Origin of the sequence: Shimazuella kribbensis DSM 45090 (assembly GCF_000428065.1) — a bacterium.
GTDB lineage: Bacteria > Bacillota > Bacilli > Thermoactinomycetales > Thermoactinomycetaceae > Shimazuella > Shimazuella kribbensis.
Genome location: NZ_ATZF01000002.1, coordinates 74,205 through 96,912, shown reverse-complemented (window position 1 = coordinate 96,912; position 22,708 = coordinate 74,205). Strand labels below are relative to the sequence as shown.

General features: G+C 36.2%; 21 protein-coding genes. 14 read left to right on the top strand and 7 right to left on the bottom strand.

The window, feature by feature from the left end:
• Positions 1–97: 97 nt before the first annotated feature.
• The 7 genes from A3GQ_RS0103890 (at position 98) to A3GQ_RS0103860 (ending at position 7,603) form a co-directional block, all read left to right on the top strand.
• Positions 98–2,053, top strand: a complete 1,956-nt coding sequence (locus tag A3GQ_RS0103890) for a toprim domain-containing protein (protein WP_028775942.1) — start codon at positions 98–100, stop codon at positions 2,051–2,053.
• Between the two features lie 23 nt (positions 2,054–2,076).
• Complete coding sequence (locus tag A3GQ_RS0103885; protein ID WP_028775941.1) at positions 2,077–4,239, top strand: DNA gyrase subunit A; 2,163 nt, start codon at positions 2,077–2,079, stop codon at positions 4,237–4,239.
• A gap of 251 nt (positions 4,240–4,490) precedes the next feature.
• Positions 4,491–4,892 carry a GNAT family N-acetyltransferase gene (locus A3GQ_RS0103880; protein ID WP_028775940.1) on the top strand — a complete coding sequence of 134 codons (402 nt, stop codon included), beginning with the start codon at positions 4,491–4,493 and terminating at the stop codon, positions 4,890–4,892.
• A gap of 89 nt (positions 4,893–4,981) precedes the next feature.
• Positions 4,982–5,536, top strand: coding sequence for a GNAT family N-acetyltransferase (locus tag A3GQ_RS0103875; protein WP_037463939.1), 555 nt, complete (start codon positions 4,982–4,984; stop codon positions 5,534–5,536).
• Between the two features lie 24 nt (positions 5,537–5,560).
• A complete protein-coding gene (locus A3GQ_RS0103870) occupies positions 5,561–5,782 on the top strand; it encodes a YdbC family protein (RefSeq protein WP_028775938.1) in 222 nt (73 codons plus the stop codon).
• A 50-nt stretch (positions 5,783–5,832) separates the two neighbouring features.
• Positions 5,833–6,207, top strand: coding sequence for an MmcQ/YjbR family DNA-binding protein (locus tag A3GQ_RS0103865; protein WP_028775937.1), 375 nt, complete (start codon positions 5,833–5,835; stop codon positions 6,205–6,207).
• A gap of 637 nt (positions 6,208–6,844) precedes the next feature.
• Positions 6,845–7,603 (top strand): MerR family transcriptional regulator, encoded by a 759-nt coding sequence (locus A3GQ_RS0103860; RefSeq protein ID WP_028775936.1) that lies wholly within the window; start codon positions 6,845–6,847, stop codon positions 7,601–7,603.
• A gap of 40 nt (positions 7,604–7,643) precedes the next feature.
• Here A3GQ_RS0103860 and A3GQ_RS0103855 read toward each other — a convergent pair whose 3' ends face one another.
• Positions 7,644–8,138 (bottom strand): DinB family protein, encoded by a 495-nt coding sequence (locus A3GQ_RS0103855; protein ID WP_028775935.1) that lies wholly within the window; start codon positions 8,136–8,138, stop codon positions 7,644–7,646.
• 150 nt (positions 8,139–8,288) lie between these two features.
• Here A3GQ_RS0103855 and A3GQ_RS0103850 point away from each other — a divergent pair, with 150 nt between their 5' ends.
• The gene (locus tag A3GQ_RS0103850; RefSeq protein ID WP_028775934.1) at positions 8,289–8,918 is read left to right on the top strand and encodes a YIP1 family protein; all 630 of its coding nucleotides are present in this window, start codon (positions 8,289–8,291) and stop codon (positions 8,916–8,918) included.
• Positions 8,919–8,992: 74 nt separating this feature from the next.
• On the opposite strand, the gene A3GQ_RS0103845 is transcribed toward A3GQ_RS0103850, so the two are convergent.
• On the bottom strand, positions 8,993–9,658 hold the full coding sequence (locus tag A3GQ_RS0103845) for an SOS response-associated peptidase (RefSeq protein WP_028775933.1): 666 nt from the start codon (positions 9,656–9,658) through the stop codon (positions 8,993–8,995).
• A 108-nt stretch (positions 9,659–9,766) separates the two neighbouring features.
• Between A3GQ_RS0103845 and A3GQ_RS26620 the strand changes: the two genes are divergently transcribed.
• Positions 9,767–9,913, top strand: a complete 147-nt coding sequence (locus A3GQ_RS26620) for a hypothetical protein (protein ID WP_156877532.1) — start codon at positions 9,767–9,769, stop codon at positions 9,911–9,913.
• A 259-nt stretch (positions 9,914–10,172) separates the two neighbouring features.
• Here the strand turns inward: A3GQ_RS26620 and A3GQ_RS0103830 are convergent, their stop codons facing one another.
• Positions 10,173–10,610 carry a hypothetical protein gene (locus A3GQ_RS0103830; RefSeq protein WP_028775931.1) on the bottom strand — a complete coding sequence of 146 codons (438 nt, stop codon included), beginning with the start codon at positions 10,608–10,610 and terminating at the stop codon, positions 10,173–10,175.
• A gap of 86 nt (positions 10,611–10,696) precedes the next feature.
• On the opposite strand from A3GQ_RS0103830, the gene A3GQ_RS0103825 reads away from it, so the two are divergent.
• A complete protein-coding gene (locus A3GQ_RS0103825) occupies positions 10,697–11,350 on the top strand; it encodes a YdcF family protein (protein WP_028775930.1) in 654 nt (217 codons plus the stop codon).
• A gap of 324 nt (positions 11,351–11,674) precedes the next feature.
• Positions 11,675–12,184 carry a hypothetical protein gene (locus tag A3GQ_RS0103820; protein ID WP_028775929.1) on the top strand — a complete coding sequence of 170 codons (510 nt, stop codon included), beginning with the start codon at positions 11,675–11,677 and terminating at the stop codon, positions 12,182–12,184.
• A gap of 43 nt (positions 12,185–12,227) precedes the next feature.
• Here the strand turns inward: A3GQ_RS0103820 and A3GQ_RS0103815 are convergent, their stop codons facing one another.
• Together A3GQ_RS0103815 and A3GQ_RS0103810 are read right to left on the bottom strand one after the other, a co-directional pair.
• Positions 12,228–13,763, bottom strand: coding sequence for a DUF4153 domain-containing protein (locus A3GQ_RS0103815; protein ID WP_028775928.1), 1,536 nt, complete (start codon positions 13,761–13,763; stop codon positions 12,228–12,230).
• A gap of 94 nt (positions 13,764–13,857) precedes the next feature.
• Positions 13,858–14,748 (bottom strand): LysR family transcriptional regulator, encoded by an 891-nt coding sequence (locus tag A3GQ_RS0103810; RefSeq protein WP_028775927.1) that lies wholly within the window; start codon positions 14,746–14,748, stop codon positions 13,858–13,860.
• Positions 14,749–14,903: 155 nt separating this feature from the next.
• Here A3GQ_RS0103810 and blaOXA point away from each other — a divergent pair, with 155 nt between their 5' ends.
• The 3 genes from blaOXA to A3GQ_RS0103795 all read left to right on the top strand — a co-directional run bounded on the left by blaOXA (position 14,904) and on the right by A3GQ_RS0103795 (position 17,223).
• Positions 14,904–15,758: a class D beta-lactamase gene (gene blaOXA / locus A3GQ_RS23320; RefSeq protein WP_051271178.1), complete on the top strand. Its 855-nt coding sequence runs from the start codon at positions 14,904–14,906 to the stop codon at positions 15,756–15,758.
• Positions 15,759–15,903: 145 nt separating this feature from the next.
• Complete coding sequence (locus A3GQ_RS28450) at positions 15,904–16,779, top strand: peptidoglycan-binding protein (protein ID WP_051271176.1); 876 nt, start codon at positions 15,904–15,906, stop codon at positions 16,777–16,779.
• Between the two features lie 216 nt (positions 16,780–16,995).
• Entirely contained in the window at positions 16,996–17,223 is a 228-nt protein-coding gene (locus tag A3GQ_RS0103795) for a nuclear transport factor 2-like protein (protein WP_028775926.1), read from the top strand.
• 100 nt (positions 17,224–17,323) lie between these two features.
• Here the strand turns inward: A3GQ_RS0103795 and A3GQ_RS0103790 are convergent, their stop codons facing one another.
• Positions 17,324–19,186: a bifunctional homocysteine S-methyltransferase/methylenetetrahydrofolate reductase gene (locus A3GQ_RS0103790; RefSeq protein WP_028775925.1), complete on the bottom strand. Its 1,863-nt coding sequence runs from the start codon at positions 19,184–19,186 to the stop codon at positions 17,324–17,326.
• A 12-nt stretch (positions 19,187–19,198) separates the two neighbouring features.
• Positions 19,199–22,651, bottom strand: a complete 3,453-nt coding sequence (gene metH / locus A3GQ_RS0103785; protein WP_028775924.1) for a methionine synthase — start codon at positions 22,649–22,651, stop codon at positions 19,199–19,201.
• Positions 22,652–22,708: the final 57 nt, after the last annotated feature.

Here is a 22,708-nt window from a genome sequence, read left to right as displayed (position 1 = left end):
AAATAGGCGTAAGTTTGTTCGTGTCGACTTGACAAAAAGTCTGATATATAATTATCTATTTTTAGATAATTAATAATCAACTGAAGGAGGTTCACCTTTGAGTATAGATACATATAATTCCGATTCGATTCAATCCTTGGGGATTCTTGGGGGGGTAAGAGCTAAACCCGCTTCGATCGGTCTAGAAAATCATAATCATACCTTTATTGAGATATTAGCGAATGCCATTGATGAACACCGTGAAGGATATGGTAAGGAAATTATCATAACCAAACGATTAGATAAATCCATCACCATTCAAGATTTTGGGCGTTCTGTCCCAATGGACAAAAACAAAGATGGAGAATACGCTTACAAGAAAGTTTTTGACGAACTATGGTCGGGTGGAAAGTATAACAACAATGAAACAACTGGTAACTACCAGTTTTCTTTGGGGACCAATGGAGTTGGTGCGACAGGAACCAACTATACAAGTGATTATTTTGAGTGTACAGCAGTTAGTCCAAATGGCTACAAATATTTTATACGATATGAAAAAGGCGTTCAGGTTGGAGAGTTGCAGAAAGAGAAACACAAATTAGACTATAGAGGTACGATTATTCGCTGGTTACCATCTGCGGAAGTTTTTCGCGGTGAAAATGAAGTGGATAGCGTTTTTATAAGCGAAACACTGAAAAATCAAGCAATTGTAAATAGAGGTTTGAAATTCATTTTTACGAATGAAATAAATGATGAAACAGAAGTGTTTTTCTATGAAAATGGAGTAAAAGACTATATTGATGAATTGAGTGGCGGCAAAAATTTTACTGATATTGTTCAATTTCATACGGAGACACAAGGCAAGGAAAGAAATGATGACTCTGAGTTCAAGTTTAAAGCTGAGATCTCGTTTGCTTTTCATAATGAAGTAAAGCATATGCAATACTTTCATAATTCATCTTTGTTGGAACATGGTGGAACACCTGAAATCTATATTAAAAATGCATTCACGAAAGCAATTGATCATCTATTGAAAGATAAATACACCAAAGGTGAGAAAAAAATTAGTTTTGATGATGTAAGAGATAGTTTAATTGTTATTAGTAACTCTTATTCCACGATCTCCTTATATACTGATCAAACGAAGAAAAAAATGGAATCCAAATTTGTACAAGAATACATGACTTCGTATCTTCGTGAAAAATTAGAAGTCTATTTTATTGAAAATCCATTAGAAGCACAGAAAATAGCGGATCAGATTCTTATTAATAAACGGAGCAGAGAAAAGGCAGAGAAAACTAGGTTAGATGTTAAAAAGAAACTCCAATCTTCTGTAAATAATATCACCAATCGAATCGATGGGTTTATCAACTGTAAATCAAAAGATAATAGTCAAACAGAATTGTATATTGTGGAAGGAAAATCAGCCTTAGGTTCAACTAAACAGGGAAGAGATGCAGAGTTTCAAGCTATTTATGCGCTTAGAGGGAAAATATTAAATTGTTTAAAAGCTGATTATGACAAAATTTTCAAGAATGACATCATAGTAGATTTGGTTAAATTGTTAGGTTGTGGGATTGAAGTCAAATCAAAATATAACAAAGACTTACATACTTTTGATCTAAATAATTTACGGTGGTCCAAGATCATTATTACAACCGATGCGGATATTGATGGCTTTCATATTCGAACGTTGTTGTTGACTGTGTTATATCGATTAATGCCAACACTAATTGAAGCAGGAAAAGTATATATTGCGGAATCTCCTCTTTATGAAATCACCCATAAAGATAAGTCTTATTTTGCTTATAGTGATAAAGAAAAAGATGCTATTGTGAAGAAATGTAAAGGAAAAGTACTCATTCAACGTTCCAAAGGTTTGGGCGAAAATACTGCAGACATGATGTGGGAAACAACAATGAATCCAGTATCTCGAAAGCTAATTCAAATTGTAAGAGAAGATGTGATGACTACTCAGCAATATTTCGAACTATTTTTAGGAGATGACTTACAGGGTCGAAAACAATACATTGAAGAAAATCTACATCAATATATCGAAGAGGCAATGGATTAAAAGGAAAGAGGAGGTTACAAGAAATGATTTTACAAAATATTACACAAAGCTTAAAAGACAACTACATGCCCTACACCGCACATGTTATTATGCACCGTGCTCTACCAGAGATAGATGGCCTTAAACCAAGCCAACGTCGTATTCTTTACACCATGTTTCAAATGGGTTTGGTCAAAAGCGGAAGGAAAAAATCTCAGGGTGTAGTAGGACAAACCATGTTCTTGCATCCACATGGTGATATGGCGATCTACGAAACGTTAGTAAGACTTACGAAAGATAATGAATCGTTACTTCTGCCTTATATTGATTCCAAAGGGAACTTTGGCAAACAGTATTCTCGTGATATGAAATATGCTTCTGCTCGTTATACAGAAGTTAAATTAGGTGCAATTGCTACTGAACTTTTTCAAGATATTGAAAAAAATACAGTGGATATGATTGAAAACTATGATGGTACCTTACAAGAACCACGGCTTTTGCCTGTTACTTTTCCCTCTATTTTGGTAAATACATCAAGTGGCACAGCTGTAGGGATGGCAAGTAGCATTGCCCCTTTTAATTTAAATGAAGTCATTGACTATACGATAGCGAGTATTAAAAAACCAGAAGCAGATGTGAACGAATACATTCAGGCCCCTGATTTTCCTACAGGTGGAAATATCATCTACTCTGAAAAAGAAATGCTTCAAATTTTTCATTCAGGGAAGGGCTCATTTAAGATTCGTTCGACTTACCGGATCGAAGGGAATTCGATTATCTTTGAAGAGATACCTTACACGACTACGTTTGAAGCAATCATTGAGAAAATTAGTGCATTGGTGAAAGAAGGAAAATTAAAAGATATTGTTGATATCGATGATATTTATGGAATCAATACAAAAGGTATTGAAATTACGGTGAAAAATAGTACAAATAAAGCCTTATTAGTCGAGAAATTATTTAAGATGACACCCTTGCAGGATACTTTTTCATGTAATTTCAATTTGATTGTAAATGGCAGACCTCAAACATTAGGCATCAAACAAATTGTACAAGAATGGATTGCTTTTCGTGGAAATGCGATTAAACGAGGAGCTCAATTTGAAAAGGATAAAAAAGAGCAAAAACGACACTTGCTACTAGCACTAAAACAAGTTTTGCTCGATATCGATAAAGCAGTTGCGATTATTCGTGAGACGACCAAAAACAACCAAGTGGTAGCAAATTTGATGGATGCTTTTCAAATTGATGAGGTTCAAGCAGAGTATGTAGCAGAAATTAAATTGAGGCACTTGAATAAAGAATATTTGTTGAATCGCATTGAAGAGATTGAGACACTAGAAAAAGAGATTGAAATCCTTCATGGCATCATTCACAATCCAACCAAACTACATAAGAAAATGATTCAACAACTCAAAAATGTAAAGAAAGTACATGGTCAACCTCGAAAATCAGAAATCATTTTTGCCAATGATCTGCCTGCTGTTACTCCTGAAGAAATAACGATTGATAATTACAATGTTCGGATTATCATCACCAAAGAAGGTTATTTGAAAAAAGTACCTCTTACATCCCTACGGGGAGGAAATGCCATGAAAGTGAAAGATGGCGATGAGATTATTAATCAATACAGTACCACAAATAACTCAGATATTTTAGTTTTTACAAATAAGTACAACTGTTATAAATATAAGACATATGAGATTGAAGATCACAAACTATCTGGGCTTGGTGAATATCTCCCAACGTTGTTAAATTTACAAGATGAATCTATTTTGTTTGTAACAGCTACCAATGACTATAAAGGAAACCTCTTAATTGGATTTGAAGATGGTAAGGTTGCTAAAATAACATTGTCTGCCTATGAAACCAAACAAAATCGTTCTATGTTGAAAAATGCCTATGCCAATAAAAAAGCAATTTATTGGGATCATATTCATGAGGACAAAGAGATTTTAGGTGTATCCTCTATTAAAAAAGCAATTGTTTTTCATACTTCTATGATTAATCCTAAGACAAGTAAATCTACCATAGGTGTGCAAGCGATGAAATCTAAAAAAAATAGTGTGGTAGTTGGCTATTATGATTTGACAGGCTTAGAATTCGAAGAAAAAGAGTATTATGTCACCAAAGGTGCAGGAATAGGCAAATATTTAAGAGGAAATGATTTTGCTTCTATCCTTGACCAAGGCACTTTGTTTGGATAAAAATAACAAAAGAACTCACTTTCATCTGTGAGTTCTTTTGTTTTGATATAAAAAGAAAGGGCTACACTGTACTAGAAACAATTAAACAATGCAGTACTGCACCTTCTATCATTAAAGAGGTTTTGGTTATTTCATGCATGCTTTTATGGTCTCATACCAGCTATGGTTTGTATTGGGAATAAATTGAAAATATCATTTTTTTTGGTATACTGGCAAAGTGCGCATTTTTTGGAAAAAGGGAAGGAAATACGATGAATATTGTTTATAAAGAAAATATTCCATGCGCCAGTGGATTGTATCAATTATATAATACAGAACAATGGAATGATTTTCTCAAACTACCGAAGGAAACATTACATCAAACCATGGTAAATAGTTGGTATGTTTTGAATGCATATGATAAAGACGAGTTGATTGCTACAGGTAGAGTGATTTCTGATGGTTTTACTATTGCATTAATAACTGGCTTGCTTGTTCATCCACAGCATCGTAACAAGGGAATTGGCAGTGAAATCATGCAAAGGTTAATTCAAAAATGTCAGCAATCCCGATTAACCATTCAGTTGTTTGCAACAGATGATCTTGTTTCTTACTACCATCGCATAGGTTTTCAACCATTTGCCAATGGGCTGATGTATACTTTTAGAAGATAAAAGTAAAGGTAATGCAATTTTTTTAGTGTGCTTTTTTGGAGAACAACTTAGGGGATTCTTATGTTTTTATTTGGAAAGGTGAGGATAAAATGAAATTTTTAGAAGGGGAAAAAGTATACTTACGCCCTATTTCTGTAGAGGATACAGAAACATATCTTCAGTTGCTTAATCATTCTAAAACCAGAAAACTAACAGGGACACAAAAAAGCTTTAATAAAGAACAGATTCGTGATTACATAGCATCTAAGAATCAAGATCCATCAAATGTTCTTTTATTAATTAGTTTACAGGCAAATAATAACGTGATAGGCGATATTCAATTACTAGAAATAGATACGATTAATCAAAGTTGTTATATCCGCATTTCCATCGAAAGCGAAAAGAATCAAGGAAAGGGGTTTGGGACAGAAGCAATGAAGCTTATGCTGGAGTATGGATTTGGCATTTTGAATCTGCATCGGATTGAGCTGAATGTATTTTCTTTTAATAAGCGTGCTCTTCATGTTTACGAGAACTTAGGGTTTAAAATAGAAGGTATTCAGCGAGAAGCGTTATTTTATGATCATCAGTATCATGATTCTATCATTATGAGTATGCTAGAGTCTGAATACAGAGAAAAACATAAACCTAATATGAAATCATAAGAAAACAAGATGGGGTTGAATCCGTTGGCTGAAATGAAATATGAAATTAAACATACTTATGGTGTTTTATCTGAATCAACAAAAGGATGGAAGAAAGAATTAAATCTAATCAGTTGGAATGGAAGAAAAGATAAGTTTGACCTTCGTGAATGGTCTGCCGATCATGACAAAATGGGGAAAGGTGTTACGTTTACATCAGAAGAGCTAAAAAAGTTAAGAGATATGTTAAATGAACTTGAACTATGATGACAACATAGGGAGAACATCATTTTCGAAACAAGAGAAGAGGGCTAGAGGTGGACTTACAAGAGATAGAGGAAATTTTACAAAACATACGTAAAATTTGCCTTGAGCTACCAGAGACAGAAGAACAATTAGATGGCTTTGGATATACAACGTTTCAAGTTCATGGTAAATCTTTTGTCAAAATAACCGAGCGATCCGGTGTATGTTTTAAGTCGAATAAAGAAAACCAAGCACTTCTTATAGAGAATGATAAATATTTTATCACACCTTATATCGGCAGACATGGATGGGTATCGATTCGAGATCCCAAAGAGGGAGATTGGATGGAGCTGACAGATCTGATCCAAGAGGCCTATTTGCGCGCTGCACCAAAAAGGCTTGTAGAAGATTGGATGAAATTGCACAGAAAAGAAAGCATATTGTAAAAAATAATAGCTATTGTATTAAATATAGGGAATGATGAAAGGATTGTTAGGTTGACACTCTAAATGGCTTCAGCCATGGGATTCTTGGGACGGTAGTCTAATGCCTACTTCATTACCAAGCTAGCCCCGTGAGCCCCACGGTTGAAAAAAGTTTTTGTTTGCTACGTCATAGAATAGACTTACTGCTTGATTTTCGCATTTCAGTCTAGCCGTTTTTCTGTACGCATAGCATTTTACGTGCAAAACGATTGGTTTGCACAATCCTGTATCCTATCCAGTTTTGAAAGAGCAACTAGTGATAGTTTAACAGGGGAATATATGTTTGTGAAGGTGTTTTCTGAAAAATTTGTCAGACTTATGGGAGGAAAAAACCTCCCTCGTCTGCAAAGTGAGACTTGCCACTTTAGTGGCTTAGCGAAACTTGTGCTCCCGTTGTAGTGACGCTCACTATCAGCCCACGATTAAAACCGTGGGTTTTTTCACTCGCAAGACTATAAAAATGCCTACAATCCTTTTTCAATATGCTTGAAGAAATAGTCCTTATGGTTAGGAAAAAGACTTTAAATTCAAAAAGCAAATAGCTATTGACCTTTCCGTTACGGTAAGGTGTAGCATAGTATTGTCAGGAGGTGGGAGGATGGAGTACACCGTTCAAAAGCTAGCACAACTAGCAGGAGTTAGTGGAAGAACACTCCGGTTTTACGATGAGATTGGACTATTAAAACCAGCACGAACGAATTCTTCTGGATACCGAATTTACGGGCAAGCTGAAGTAGATCAACTCCAGCAGATCCTATTTTATCGAGAGCTTGGATTTCCCTTAGATAAAATACAAGATATCATACACTCTCCATTGTTTGATACAACCAAAGCCTTAAAAGAACATCATCTCTTACTCCTAGACAAAAAAAGTCGATTGGATGTATTGATTCGAAATGTAGAAAAATCAATCGCATCGCAAGAAGGGAGATTGGACATGTCAGATAAAGAAAAATTTGAAGGATTTAAGCAGAAACTAATGGATGATAACGAAGCAAAGTATGGCAAGGAAGTCCGTGAAAAATATGGGGATGAGGTTGTAAATCAGTCCAATCAAAAAGTGAAAAATATGTCTCAAGCTGATTATGAAGAAGTCACTCGTCTGGAAAAAGAAGTTATTTCCACATTGCTGGAAGCCTATAAAATCGGTGATTCATCTAGTACAATCGCCCAGCATTCCGTAGATCTCCATAAAATGTGGCTATCCTATTATTGGCATGAGTATAGCAAAGAAGCACACATGGGTTTAGCACAGATGTATGTGGAAGATGAAAGGTTTAAAGCTTACTATGATAAACACCAACTAGGGTTAGCTGAGTTTTTAAGAGATGCTGTAAAAGTGTATACCCTCAAATAAACATAAACCCAGCTATGGTTTGAAGTCATAGCTGGGTTTACTAATCAACATCAGATATATCTGTGCCAGGAATTTCATCGTATCCCATTTGTCGAGCCATGGTGACGATTTGACCTTTATGATGAAACTCATGTGTGATTGTGTGGAGGAGAAGTTTATTTGGTGTTGTTGTAATGAAATCTTCTGTATTTCTCCATAATATTTCACGTTCCATTGGAATGTTTCTTTGATCAGGTGTCAATGTTTTGAAAAATTGCTCTACATATTTATCAGATAGTGCAAATCGATCACGGACAGCTTGTATATCCATTTGCTTTAAATATTCCTTTGGCGTTAGTGGTTTTTTTGTATGAAGGAGTACAAATGAACCCAACCAAGCAATGTAGCAGTCTGCAATGTGGACAAGTAAATCACGTATGGAAGGAAAACCAAAGCCAGTCACTTTCCTAGTAAAATCATTTGGTTCTATTTCTTCACAAAAATCTAATAGTATCGCTCTTGTTTGTTTCACCCAATCATATTGGTTTGGATCCATTTCTTACACCTCGAATACATATTACGCATATATTTTTATGTTATTATTATTTCATAAAATATAGAAACCGACAAAATGTAAAATATACCTTGGTTAATAGGCATGATTTTGCATTTTTCGCTTCGTGTTTTATGAGAGGAGAGTTAAATTGTGAACAAACCAATTATATTAGGAATGATTTGGAGACCTCGAATGGAATTTGAACGAATACGGATGCAGCCTGTTATTTGGTTGCCTCTCATCATTCTTTCCTTATTTCATATGTTAGGAATGCTTTTTGTTAGTCGTGTGAAAACCGAGGAATGGCCGCTTGATTCTGTGCAAACTCCTCCAACTATTTCGTATACCTATTTACCTGTAAATGCTCTAATAATTGATCTTTTGTCGTTTTGGGTGTCTATTTTTATTATCGGTTTTATCGTTTATGCAATAGCGAAAGTTTTTCGTAAACAGGTTAGTTTGAAACAAATATTTTCTTTGTCGATTTTCTTGCAAGTTATCCCTATCTTAGCTCTTATTATCCAGGCTTTGGCGCATGTTTTGGAATGGGGAGAAGGATTTTTTAGTTATAATTTACAAGACTTGTTGCATTTATCTACTGGTCACTTTTCGTTTGTATTTGGATATATTACTATTTTCACCATTTGGAACTGGATAATTGCCGCAATGGGATTTCAAAAGGTGATTTCTCTACCTACTATCGTAACGTTTGTAATTGCAATCGTACTGTGGTATCTGCCCTTATCTATTAGTTTTTTGTTTGTTACACCAGTGGGATAGATGGAGCATTTAAGTCTGCTGAGTTGGTAGATAAGATTCTCAAAAAAAGCATTCGATTGAATGCTTTTTTGTTTTCAGGAGGACAAAGCGATGATATTGTCAGCATGGTCATTTCTTGGATTATTTACATCGATAGATACTGGATATGCATGCATTTTTTCACTGGCAAAAGGGGTCATCAATGATTGCAAATAATCAGTATCCGTGAGTGACTCATCCAACCAAGCTTTTTCTCCATCTTTATCAAGAATGACAGGCATTCGATGATGTAATTCTTTCATGAGTGTATTTGGAGTAGTAGTAATGATCGTACAAGTGGTTATTTGTTCTCTATCATTGGACCATGTATCCCAAAGGCCAGCAAAAGAAAAAGGTTTCCCATTGTCGACTTGGATGTAATAAGGTTGTTTTTTATTTCCTTCTTTTTTCCATTCGAAAAAACCATTAGAAAGAATAATACATCGATTCCTCTTGATCAAGTGGCGAAAGCTTGGTTTTTCGTGTAATGTTTCGGATCTTGCATTAATCATCTTGCTACCTATTTTTAGGTCTTTTGCCCAGAAAGGAACCAAACCCCAGCGAAATAAATGTGCTTTTCTTTCGTTTTGTCCTTGGGTTAGTGCAAGCACGGATTGGGTAGGAGAGATGTTGTATCTTTTGGCAATAGGAATGTCGAGAGTGAATTGAAATTTATCTTCTAATTCTTTTTCCTCTGTAGAAAGGGTAAATCTACCACACATTTGACAAACCACCCTACTTTTTTACCGTCGTTTTAACATAAGACAAGTGATGCAGATAAGTTTATAATATAACAAAGATCAGTAGATTCATAGATGAGAGGAGATACCTTGTTAGACAAGGGCAACCGACCAGAAATCACGACTGGGATCGAGATTTCTGAGACGGATATGCATCACATCGTCGTGGTCAAATCGATCTTTGAAGTCCATATTTCGGAGACTCGTCACACGTTCGCAAAGGTAGGAGATGGGTAGGGTATGTGTTGATTCCCCTCCAGCCGCGAGCTTCGATGACTTCACAGTTCATCAAGATTCGTAATGTCAAGTTCTACGAAGCGGATGGCAAAGTGATGATGAAGTCCACTAATCCCACCAAGAAAAACCTATACTCGGAACTCGAGGAGTTCATGCGGTATAGGTACTGGGCTGCGGGCGAAGAAGGGATTCTCCTGTAGGATGGATGATGCTTGCTTCCAACGTACAGCAAGGGCATACAATATCTTTTATCATATAATTAAGAATAGAAGGTATCGAGGATAATCACATTTGTATCTCTCAATTTTATTTCCAAATATTCTAGTAATGATTCTTTCCGATCTACTGCTTTTCTTTGTACATTTTCCAGATGGAGGAGAATGTTATTAATGTCGGTTTTGCATTCTATCAAAATTTCTTTATCACTTTGTATCATTTGTCCGATATCTGAATACACTTTGGATTCTTCCAATACTGATACAGGGATAGTTGCGATCAATTTATCTAAAACGGGTATAACATCATTTAAGCAAGTATCATCAAGTAAATTTTTCACCATCCGTAATTCCGCTTGAAGATCATCATTTGGAACGACGATGTCCTCTTTTTTCTCTTCCATATCATATAAGATTGATCCAAGTATACTGTTTAAATCATCTAATTGGTCATAGAATGAATTGTTGTAATGTTCAGGCATATAGGTAGACATCCTTTCTATTCTGATGTTTTTATTTTGCGTTACTTTCTGGGTTCTGTCTTTTATTTGAAAGAGGAGTTGATAAAATGATTCCAAAATGTCCAGATGTTCCTCGGCTCACACCAGATCAAATTAAAGCTTTGACTGAAGTCGTCTTTTTAAAGACTGATCAACTAGGAAAAGAACACGAAACATGTGATCTGTTGTTTGTTTTTGGAGGAACACATCCTGGTAGTTGGGAAACCACTTTTCAACTATACCAGAATGGATTAGCTAGTCATATCCTATTAACAGGAGGAATAAAGCCGGGAGCAATTCTTCATCCTACATGGAAAGATAAAAACAGAAGAGAGTCTCATGTGATGAAAGAGAAACTTTTAGATTTAGGAGTTCCAGAAAAAGCGATAACGTTAGAAGATCGTTCTACTGATTCATTGGAAAATATATTGTTTGCCAAAGATGTCTATGATTTTTCGAAGGTAAATAAATTAGCATTTATTTGCAAAAGTTACGCGGCAGGCAGACAACTACGAACGTTGCAAAAGCAGTTACCTTCCTCGATTTCTTTTCTTTCATACCCATTCGATACGTCAATTTGGGAAAATCAAGTCATTTCTCGGTCCAATTGGATGAATGAACAAGATAGTCGTTCTTATGTTTATGGCGAATATTTACGTATTCTTCACTATGGAACAAAAGGTGATATCGTGCCCCTTGACAAAAATATTTCGGGACTATGATAAATAAAAAAGGGAAAAATCTATCTGTGTTGGTTGAGATAGATTTTTTGCTGCTAGATCACTGTCACACAAAGAGAATATAGCATTTCTAACAACGTAAATCACATAATTCAAATGGGATATTGGGTTTGGATATTTGGAAATCTCCTGAAAGTGTGGTTGGAGAATAAGCAGAAGAATCAACATTTGTTTTGGTCGTTATCATAGCATTGATATCAGCCCTATGATTTATAGACATATGGGCTTTTTATATTGATGATCATAGGGAGTAAATGGTAAGATGTTAAAATGCGAGAAATAAAGAAATAGTAGGAGTTTTAACTCATGGAAATTTATCAAAATAGAGAGAAAAGAAAGAGGTTATTGATTGCAAATATTATTTTGATGCTTCTTTTTTATGGAATAGGACTTTTTATCTTTTTTATACTAATTGGTACACTTATTACCCAATATGCTCATAATCAGTCAATAGAGATAAGAAATTTTATTTTGATCATTCCATTTCTCTTTTTTGGATTAACAGGTCAAATTTCGTTTTTTAGCTTCAATGCAAATCGGAAATTTCTAAAGATACAGGAACCCATATTATCTTTTGATAAAAATGGTTTATCTGTATATCATTCTCCAAAGGAAAAATTAAGCAGAACGTGGGATCAGTTAGGTGAAATAGAGTTTCGCAATAATCGATTCCAAGGACGTCGAATGAATCAGTTAGTGATAACAGATGTAGAAGGCTCTACAATCGCGATTGTACTTGTGGGTTTTTTAGAGGTAAATCTTGATGAGGTAATCGATGAATTAAAAAAATACAAAAGCGTTACATGTTCTCCGTAGTCGAAACAAAACCCACAGCCATATGAAAAGGCTGCGGGTTTTGTTATTTCGCATTCTTGATTAATTGTTCTGCTTGGTATTTGGAGAAGTTAAAGGACTGCCAGTCGGATTCTTGGTTTAACCTCTTTTCTATGATTTGTAGTTCTTTATCGATGATTGATTTTAATTTTGGATCTTTTCTTAGCTTTATTAGTTGCGGAACTGCATCATAGGAAAGTGAGTTTAAGTAAAATAAATCAATATATTCGTTATAACCATCGCGATCATAACTCGCGCCGATAGTCAGTGGTTTTTTTTCTATTTGTTCGGTGGCAAAATATCGTTCTACATTTTGTTTCGCGATAATATGGTCGATGTTGATGTAATTTAATCCTACATACCACACTAAAAAGACAATAACGTAAACTTGCATCAAAGAGATTGTATTTTTCCAAGTTTTGATCATGGCAACCACAAATAACAACAAAAGTAAGATCATAAAAGCATGTACAAGTATTCGTGTATACGTGTAACCGTAAACTTCTTCATAAAGTGATAACTTTTGAAAAGCCGATACCAAAATAAAAGCAGTACATGTCGTAAGCAGGCTTAATAAGATTTGGACTATTCGATAAATAGCCGGTTGCGTTTTTTGGACTAAATAAATGACAAGTATCACAATGAAAATATTAAGTGTAGTGACGGTTACTAGCTCATAGAAACCTTTTGTGGCGTATTCTGCATAAGTTACGCCTTTTGGTAGCAAACGTTTTGCTGCACCAAATAGATAAGATACTTGGATAGCAGTGAACAAAATGTAAACTACATTGATGAGAAATAAGATCGTTAAAGTAATGATCCCATCAATGTGAAATGGCTTTTTTTCTGTTTTCAATGAAAGAAGCTCTGGTTCTTCAAATGGATGTTTTAAAGACCAAAAATAGGAAAATATAGCAAAAGAGATGACCGAAATAAGAAAAATCTGAAAAGGAATATCTCCTAAATCTATCTCCCCTAAAACATTTGGGATTTCATTCATCCAATGACTAAAAATGCTATCCGCAGATGTAAGCAACATGAGGATAATACCGATTAGCGGAAGAGAGAAAAGGACACCAATAATAACCTTTCCCACCACTCCGTATGCTGTTTTATTGCTTTTTGTTCTTACCCATTCTCCTATAATCTTAAATGGAACGAGGATATTACTCATCGATTCCATTGATTTTCTGAAGGATTCCCATAAGAATGATAGTTTGTACCATGGGTTTTTGTTATTTTTGGTAAGGAGTATGCTTTGAACAATAAAAAGAATGATAACCAGCATAGCATTAAGTATCCAGAAATCTTCACTTGAGAAGATCAAGAAAGTAAAGATAAGTAGTAAGTTGGGTATGGTTAAAAACCATCCAAATGTCTTTTCAAATTTCAATTTATCTTGAAAAATGAAATAGAAAAATACATAAAGGACAATCCAAAATATTGGGAAAGAGATACCGACGGTTTTATCATAAAACAAATAGTTAAAAAGGATCCCTATTAACAAGCTTCCGAGTAACAGGGCAAAATTGAGTTTGGTAAGCTTTGAAGGTTCTGTCATGCAGCTTCTCCTTATTTGTATGTAGACGAAATATTATTCATTATATTACAAAAAGAAATTAGTTGAAAGATAAGTGGCATCGTAGAAACAAGTGTTAGAAGTGCATAAATTGCTTCATTGGTATCGTATCAAACATATTTGGTTCCGAAAATATTTCGTAGATCATATGTTTTTTATCTGTTTTCGCTATGACTTGAATTTTACGATTAAAGGAGCGTGGTTTGATCGTTTTGATCGCCAGATCGGATATATTCATATGTCTACTTACGGTTTCTGGTATAAAAGATACTCCTTGGTATTCTAAGACATGAGTCAATAACGATTCATTCCAAGGGACATCTATAAATTTTGCTTCGATACCATAGTAATTACAAAGGTTTCGAAGCGATTGTCTCATGTCGCTTGGATCATGCCACATATGGATTGGATAATTCGTAAAATCAGTTAAAGTAATCGAATCTAATTGTGCAAGAGGATGATCGATAGGAAAGACCCCGACATATGGTTCTGTAAAAAGATGAAAAACATGTAAAGGAAGATGTACATTAGCATCCTGTACAATGGCCAGATCTAATTTTCCTTCCTCTACCGAATGGATGAGCATCTGAGTGATATCAAAAGTGGATATCTGTGGTGTATAACCAATTTTTTTTTGTTCGAAAAAAGATGGAAGAAAGAAGTTGGCGATACTCGGTAAAGCCCCAATACGAACGATATTTTTTGGTCGGAAATATTGTAAGTGATTTTCGGTTTCTTCTAATTTGTCCAATATAAAATTTGCCTTGTCATATAAATATCTTCCTGCATCTGTAACGATTATTCCTCTATGAGTACGATCCAATAGTTTACACTTGACCTGTTCTTCCAAGCGAGTGAGTTGTTTGGTTAAGGCTGGTTGTGATATATATAGTATTTTTGCTGCTTTGTTGATACTTCCATGTCGAACAGTAGTGATAAAGTACTGTAGTTGCTGGAAAGTAAGCATGTATCGATTCCTCCTATGCAAGTACGTATAAGATATAACCTATAGTTATAAGCCCCATAAATATCTGATATTACTTATAGAAAACAACTTTCTGTTATTATAAATCTTGCCAATAGAAAAAGAAAAGTTTGGCCATGTATGGGAGGAGAACCACCATGTTTTTTAGAAAAGTAGTAAGTGCCTTTGTTGTAGGAAGTGTAGCAATGACTAGTTGGCTCGGAGTAGTAGATCAAACAGATGCAAAAGAAGTAGAAAAGAAGGATAGGATCAAATCTAATTTTCAATATGAAAACTTAGAAAACTACTTTACTGGATTTGATGGTTCATTTGTTTTGTACGATACCAAACAAAGTCAATACACGATCTATAATAAAGAGAAAAGTGTGAAGCGGGTTTCACCAAATTCTACTTTTAAAGTACCTCATGCTTTAATCGGTTTGCAGACAGGGGTATTAAAAGATGAAAATACTACTTTTAAATGGGATGGAACCGTATATCCTTTTGCAGGCTGGAATCAAGATCAAACATTGAAAATGGCAATCCAAAACTCTACCATCTGGTATTTTCAAAGTGTAGCAGAACGTATTGGTGCAGCAAGAGAACAATTTTATTTAAATGCTATGTCATACGGGAATAGGGACATTTCAGGAGGATTGACGAATTTTTGGTTACAATCTTCGCTTAAAATTTCTCCATTGGAACAAGTTGAATTTTTGAAAAGATTTGTTAATTACCAATTGCCTTTTTCGAAACAAAACATCGATATTGTCAAACAAATCCTTGTGATGGAACAAAAAAATGGTGCTGTTTTATCTGGAAAAACCGGAACGGGATGGAAAGATGCAGTGATTAATGGAGTTCCTATTAATGGTTGGTTTGTTGGTTATGTAGAAAAAGAAGGAAATACGTATATATTTGCGACGAACATCGAGGCAGAAAATAATGCTACTAGCGGAAAAGCAAAGGAAATCACATTTAATATTTTAAGAGATAAACATATTTATGAATAATGGCACAAAATCCTGATCATCTATCAGGATTTTCTTTTATTATAGAGTGTGAATTAGTATAAATGTCACTAAATTATTTCTTTTCTGTAGGTTCGTTTTTCGTTATGCTAAATATGTTTATAGTAACTGTAAAAGAGGAGAAAAAATGAAACAATTAAAGGGATATTTTTGTTTTTCCATCGCTTTCGTAATGGCAATGTTAGTTGGGTTAATGCTACCAGCCCAAACCAATGCTGCACCAGTCTCTTATAAAATAGAGATTAACAAAACAGTCAATAAACTTTATTTGTATCAGAATGGAAAGGTGATAAAAGTATATCCAGTTGCAACGGGTGCAAATAAAGAAAAGATACCAGCTGGTTCCAAAAAAATCCCGTCCTCCGCAACACCTGAAGGAACTTTTCCTATTGTGATGAAAACCGTTAATCCACAATGGAAAAATGTGCCGGGAACTGTAGATGGTAAACCAAATCCTGCAAATCCACTTGGTGTACGTTGGCATGGATTGAATGTTAATGGAGACGGTGGGAAATATTATGGAATTCACGGAACCAATAATCCTAGCTCCATTGGCAAGCACATCTCTAAAGGTTGCATTCGTATGCAAAACAAAGATGTCGTTGCATTGTTCAATACTATTCCCTTAGGAACTCCTGTATGGATTCATGCTGGTAAGAGCAACAATGTGTGGAAAGGAGATCCAAAAGTTGGATTTAACTCTATCGCTAACTATGGAGCATCTTACCCAGGCAAACAGTACTTTACCAAAGGTGCAAACAACAAATATGTTTATCAGTTAGGGGTTATGTTGCAAAAAGTCGGATTTGGTAAACATTATCGTGTAGGGCCATCCAATCAGTTTACAGAAGCAGATCGCTTAAATGTACAAGAGTTTCAATTAGCACAGGGTTGGAAAGGTACCAAATATGGTCAAGATGCAGATGGATATCCTGGACCTGAAACATGGAATCGTCTTGTAAAACAGAGTGGAATATTAAAAGTGAATACCTCTAACAATTAGTTCGCAAAAAACAATTACCATGACGGTAATTGTTTTTTGTTCTTAAATAAGATAGCAAATTATCGCAGTATTCAATAAGTATCATAAACTCTAATTCGATAAATGGAGGAATTACAATAGGATAGGGTCTGCCTTTCATACTGATATTGGTGGTACATGAGCCTAAATCCCTTCCCTACGCAGGTGATTGGAGTGGTATGAAGAGTTAATAAAACTTTGGGTATGATGAATGAATGTTTGGAAACGATGAAAGTGGAGGGTATGCAAGCGACGATCGATGGGGATACACTTTTTTTAACATGTATCGTAATTGCGAAATCGAGAAAATCTGGTATGGTAATCAGACAATCTTTTTCAGAATACTTGGAGTTAAAGGATGATTTGGTTATGAAAGCTGTTCTTTTTTATTTCGATACAGATAAGGACTTTCATGTTTCACTTTGATTCAAATTAGGAATAGAGATAAGAAATGTGTTATCAGTTCAGATGATCGATAAAATAAAAAAGCCTATCTTTCAAAAGATCGGCTTTTTTATTCGGCTAGTTAAATAGAGCCTGCTTTCTTTTCTTGTAGTTGGTCCTTTTGGCGAATGTAATGAGTCAGTTCCACACTCATTTGCCAAAAAGAGAAAGGTGTTATCAAGTAGATCCCAGGGAATCTATCCATTGCATTATCTAGCAAATCTTTGGTGATATCGATACCTAGTTGTCTAGCGACATTCGGTTCTGTTGTTTTTTCCATGAGAGAGAGAACACGCTCTGTGATTTTGATTCCAGGAATTTCATTGTGTAGAAATAAGGCATTTCGATAGCTAGTGATTGGCATGATGCCAATAAAAATAGGAATGGGAATATGTTTGGTTGCTTCGTACAGGAGCTCGATGCTGTCATAGTCGTAAAGAGGTTGTGTCATAACAAAATCTGCCCCGGCATCTACTTTCTTTTCCAATCTTTCTACTGCTTTTTCAATTTTACGGACATGAGGATTAAATGCTGTTCCTACTACAAAATTTGCAGATTGATTCAATCTTTTTCCTGAAAAAGAGATACCTTCATTGAGTTGTTTAACCATACGAATTAACTCAAAAGAAGTTAGATCATAGATAGAGCTTGCTCCTGGTAAGTCACCAATGCGTGACGGATCTCCCGTTATCACCAAAATTTGATCGATTCCAAGTGCGTGAAGTCCCATCAAATGAGATTGTTGTCCGATTAGGTTTCGATCGCGGCATGCTACATGTAGCAACGGGTTTAAACCTAGTTGAGATTTTAAAATAGCACCTAATGCGAGATTGCTCATACGCGTGGTGGCCAAGGCATTGTCAGCCATGGTGATGGAGTCCACTCCTGCTTCGTGTAACTTCCTTGACCCCAATAAGAACTCACTTGTATCTAAATCTTTTGGTGTATCAAACTCACAAATAATGGTGCGTTTTCGTTTGACTTTTGACACAATGGAATCATTGTTCTGAGGTCGAATGGAAATTTTTTTTAATCGTTCGTTCGATAGTTCATCTAAGGCAGGGTTTTTCCTTTTAATCGGTCTCACATTTTCTACTACATTTCTCATTTGTGCAATATGTTCTGGAGTGGTACCACAACAGCCGCCGATCATCGAGATACCTTGGCCGAGTAGAAGTTTTGCCATCTCTGCAAAATAGGCTGGATGTGATTTATATTTGACTTCTCCATCGAGGATCCCTAATCGTCCGGCATTTGGAAAGGCAGAGAGTAATAGGGAATCAGGAATGATGGATTTTTCTAAACTTCGCAGTGTTTCCACGGGCCCAAGTCGACAGTTCAAACCTACTCCATCGACTTTTCCCTCCAGTTCGGCAAATGCTTCTGTCAAAGAATATGCGTCTCGCGTTCTACCTACTTCAATCAAGGAGAATTGAGCGAAAAGGGGCAAATCAGTAAGATTTCGTATTGCTTGAACAGCTAATTTTAGTTCATGTACATCCAGAAAGGTTTCGAGTAAAATCCCATCCACTCCCCCATATAGGAGAGCTGTAGCTTGTTCTTCAAACAAGTCCTGATATTCTTCTGGGTCATATTCCATTACACGACCTGCTAAAATCGATCCAATAGAACCAATGACATAGGAATCATCTCCAGCAGCTTGTTGTGCTATTGTTACAGCTTCTCGATTAATTTTTGCTACTTTGTTCTCTAACCCAAATCGAGTTAATCGCTCTCGATTTGCGCCATAAGTATTGGTCTCAATCATTTTCGAACCTGCTTTTACATACGCTTTGTGTACACTTTCGATTAGCGCGGGTTCACTTATATTTAGTTCCTCTTGGCAGGTGTGAACGGATATGCCTTGTTGAAATAAAAAAGTTGCCATTGCACCATCACCAAGTAAAACATGATCTTGCATATATTTACGAATGGGGATTTTCATTTTATAAACCTCCTAAAGGGCATTAAAATATCGAGCTTGAGGATGCGCAAATACCATCGCAGACACAGATGCTTCTGGTTCCATCATGCAACCTTCCGTTAACTCTATCCCGATATCTTCTGGTAGTAGGAGGCGAAATAATTTTTTTTGATCTTCTAAGTCTGGACATGCAGGATAGCCAAAAGAAACACGAATTCCTTGATAACGAGCACCAAAGCGTTCTTTCATCGTCATTTCTACAGGATCAGGGAAATTCCAAATGTCACGCATGATTTGGTGGATACGTTCAGCAAATCCTTCTGCTAACTCTAATGCTAATGCTTGAATCATATGGGAATACAAATAAGCACCGTCATTTTTCCATTTTTCGGCGAAATAACGTACTCCTTTACCAGCTGTGACGGCAAAAAAACCAACAGAATCCATTTCTCCTGAACTTATGGGTCGTATAAAATCAGCTAAACATAAGTAAGGTTCTACCAGCTGTCTTGGAAAGTGGAAACGTTCCAGTATTTTTGTATGATTATCCGGATCATAGATCAATATGGTGTTTCCATCTGCCTGTGCTGGAAAAAATTGATACAGTCCTTGTGGTGATAAATAGGAATTGGCAATACTTTCATTCCATAGTTGATCCAGTTGTTCTTTTATTTCTAACGTTTTTGCATCCTCACTTGCCAGCAGGTTTTCGATATTTCCTTTGATTCCTAGGTGCCGCCCGAGTAACATTTGTTGATTAATGTAAGGATGCAGGTGGGGAAGGGGATAATCACGTAAAATATGACGTGTATAATCAGGCGGTTGAAAGATTTTTGCATTTCGATCAATGGGAGAACGAGCAACAGGAGTACGAGTAGTTGTAGCAGTAGTGTCTACTTTTTCTAATGTTGCAATCGCACTCTCTTTTTTTCGTTTCGAATCTTGGATAATCAATTGCCGTTTGTCAGGAGAGCTGAGTTGATTTGCTAAATCCAATCCATGCATGGCATCTTTTGCATATAAGACAGGCCCATCATATGCCTTTGCGATTCGATTGTCTGTAAATTTTCGCGATAGAGCAGCTCCTCCTACCAACAAAGGAACCTCGATGCCAACTGCTTGCAGATCTTGTGCAGTGACCACCATTTGTTGTGCGGATTTTACTAACAATCCAGATAATCCGATTGCATCCGGTTGTTTTTCCCGGCATGCGGAGATTAATTGTTCTGGTGTTACTTTAATGCCTAAGTTGACAATGTCATATCCATTATTAGAGAGGATAATTTCTACAAGGTTTTTTCCGATATCATGGACATCCCCTTTTACAGTCGCCAATATAATTCTTCCTTTGGTGGTCGTATCGGCTTTATCCATATGTGGTTCTAAGTGAGCTACAGAAGCTTTCATTACTTCTGCACTTTGAAGCACTTCCGCAACAATCAGTTGGTTATCATTAAAAAGGCGACCTACTTCATCCATACCAGCCATTAAAGGACCATTAATGATTGCAAGAGGAGAAGTAGATTGAAGAGCGATATCCAAATCTGCTATTAAACCGTCTTTGGAACCTTCCACGACATAATTAGCTAATCGCTCCTCCAAAGTCAAGGTTTGAGTAGATTGTTTCTTTTCTACTTTCTTCTCCCGATAAAAAGAGGTAAAAGAAGCTAAAACTTCATCATAGTTTTTTCGATCTGTTTGAAAGAGTAAGGTTCTAGCTAGTTGTCTTTCTTCTTCAGGAATAGAAGCGTATCTTTCAAGGCGTTCCGAATTGACAATGGCATAGTCAAGCCCAGCTTTCGTACATTCATAGAGATAGACAGCATTGAGAACTTCGCGACCAGCATTTGGAAGGCCGAAAGAGACATTGGAAACACCAAGAATGGTGGTACAGGCAGGTAAGTATTCTTTAATAAGGCGTATTCCTTCTACGGTCTCCAATGCAGATCCGATATATTGTTCATCACCAGTACCAACGGGGAAGACTAAGGGATCAAAGATGATATCTTGCGGGTTTACTCCATATTTTTCAGTTAACAAATTAAAAGAACGCTTGGCGACTTCTAATTTTCGTTCTCTTGTTACTGCCATACCATCTTCATCAATGGTACCCACCACAACAGAAGCTCCAAAGCGATGCAATAAAGGGATCACTTCGGCAAAACGCTCTTCCCCATCTTCTAGATTGATGGAATTAATGATAGCTTTCCCTTGAGAATAGGTCAGTGCTGTCTCGATGACTTTCGAGTCTGTAGAGTCTATCATGAGTGGTACTTTTACTTTTTTGGTTACAAACTGTAGGAAGTGATCCATATCTTTTAATTCATCACGATCTGGATCAGCAAGGCAAATATCAATGATTTGTGCTCCGTTTTTTACTTGTTTTCGGGCAATTTCTGATGCATCTTCGTACTTTTCTTCAGCAATCCATGATTTAAATAGACGGGAACCAATTACATTGGTGCGCTCACCAACTAGTAAGGGTCGGTTGTCTTCTTCTACAAAGACAGATTCAATTCCAGAAACAGCAGGAGGGTGTGGTGGTGCTAGCTTGCGTGGCTGATAAGGAGCGACTGCTTCACAGATTGCTTGTATATGTTCAGGTGTCGTGCCACAACAACCTCCAACTAAGTTAAGCCAACCTGCGGCAGCAAATTCACTCAATTTTTTGGCTAAAGAAGGTGGTGTTTCTAGGTAATTTCCATCTTCATCAGGAAGTCCTGCATTGGGATAACAAGATACCCCGCAAGTTGCTAAGCCAGATAACGTACGAATATGGTCTTTCATAAATTCTGGTCCTGTAGCGCAATTTAACCCAACAGCAAGAGGTTTCAAATGTTCGATCGACAAATAAAATGCTTCTATATTTTGACCAGCAAGCATGGTGCCCATTGGCTCAATCGTGCCAGATATGATCAGAGGGATGCGTTTTTGACTTTCTTGAAAAGCACGTTCGATTCCAACACAAGCAGCCTTCACATTTAGCGTATCTTGTGAAGTTTCCAATAATAATAAATCAATATCTTCCATTAGGAGTGCTGTGACTTGTTCATAATAGGAAAAAACTAAGTCCTGAAAAGTTATACCACCTGTTACTGTCAATGTTTTTGTTGTGGGACCAATAGAACCAGCCACAAAACGGGGATGATCTGCTGTGCTGTATTGATCACGTGCTGTACAAGCTATCCGTGCTGCAGCTCGATTGATGTCTGTTGTACGATGTTCTACTGCATATTCAGCTAGTACAACAGAGGTAGCTCCAAATGTATTGGTTTCCACGATATCTGCACCAGCATCGAAATATGCTTTATGGATATCAAGGATCACATCTGGACGTGTTAAATTTAGTAATTCATTACATCCTTCATATTCTTCTCCGCCAAAGTCTTCTGCTGTTAATTCGACACGTTGAAGCATGGTACCCATTGCTCCGTCGATCACTAATATTTTTTCTTCTAATTGTTTTTCAATTGATTTTTTTAGCATTGCAACCATCCTTTGTTAATTGGACATAAAAAAACCTTTCATCTACGCGAGATGAAA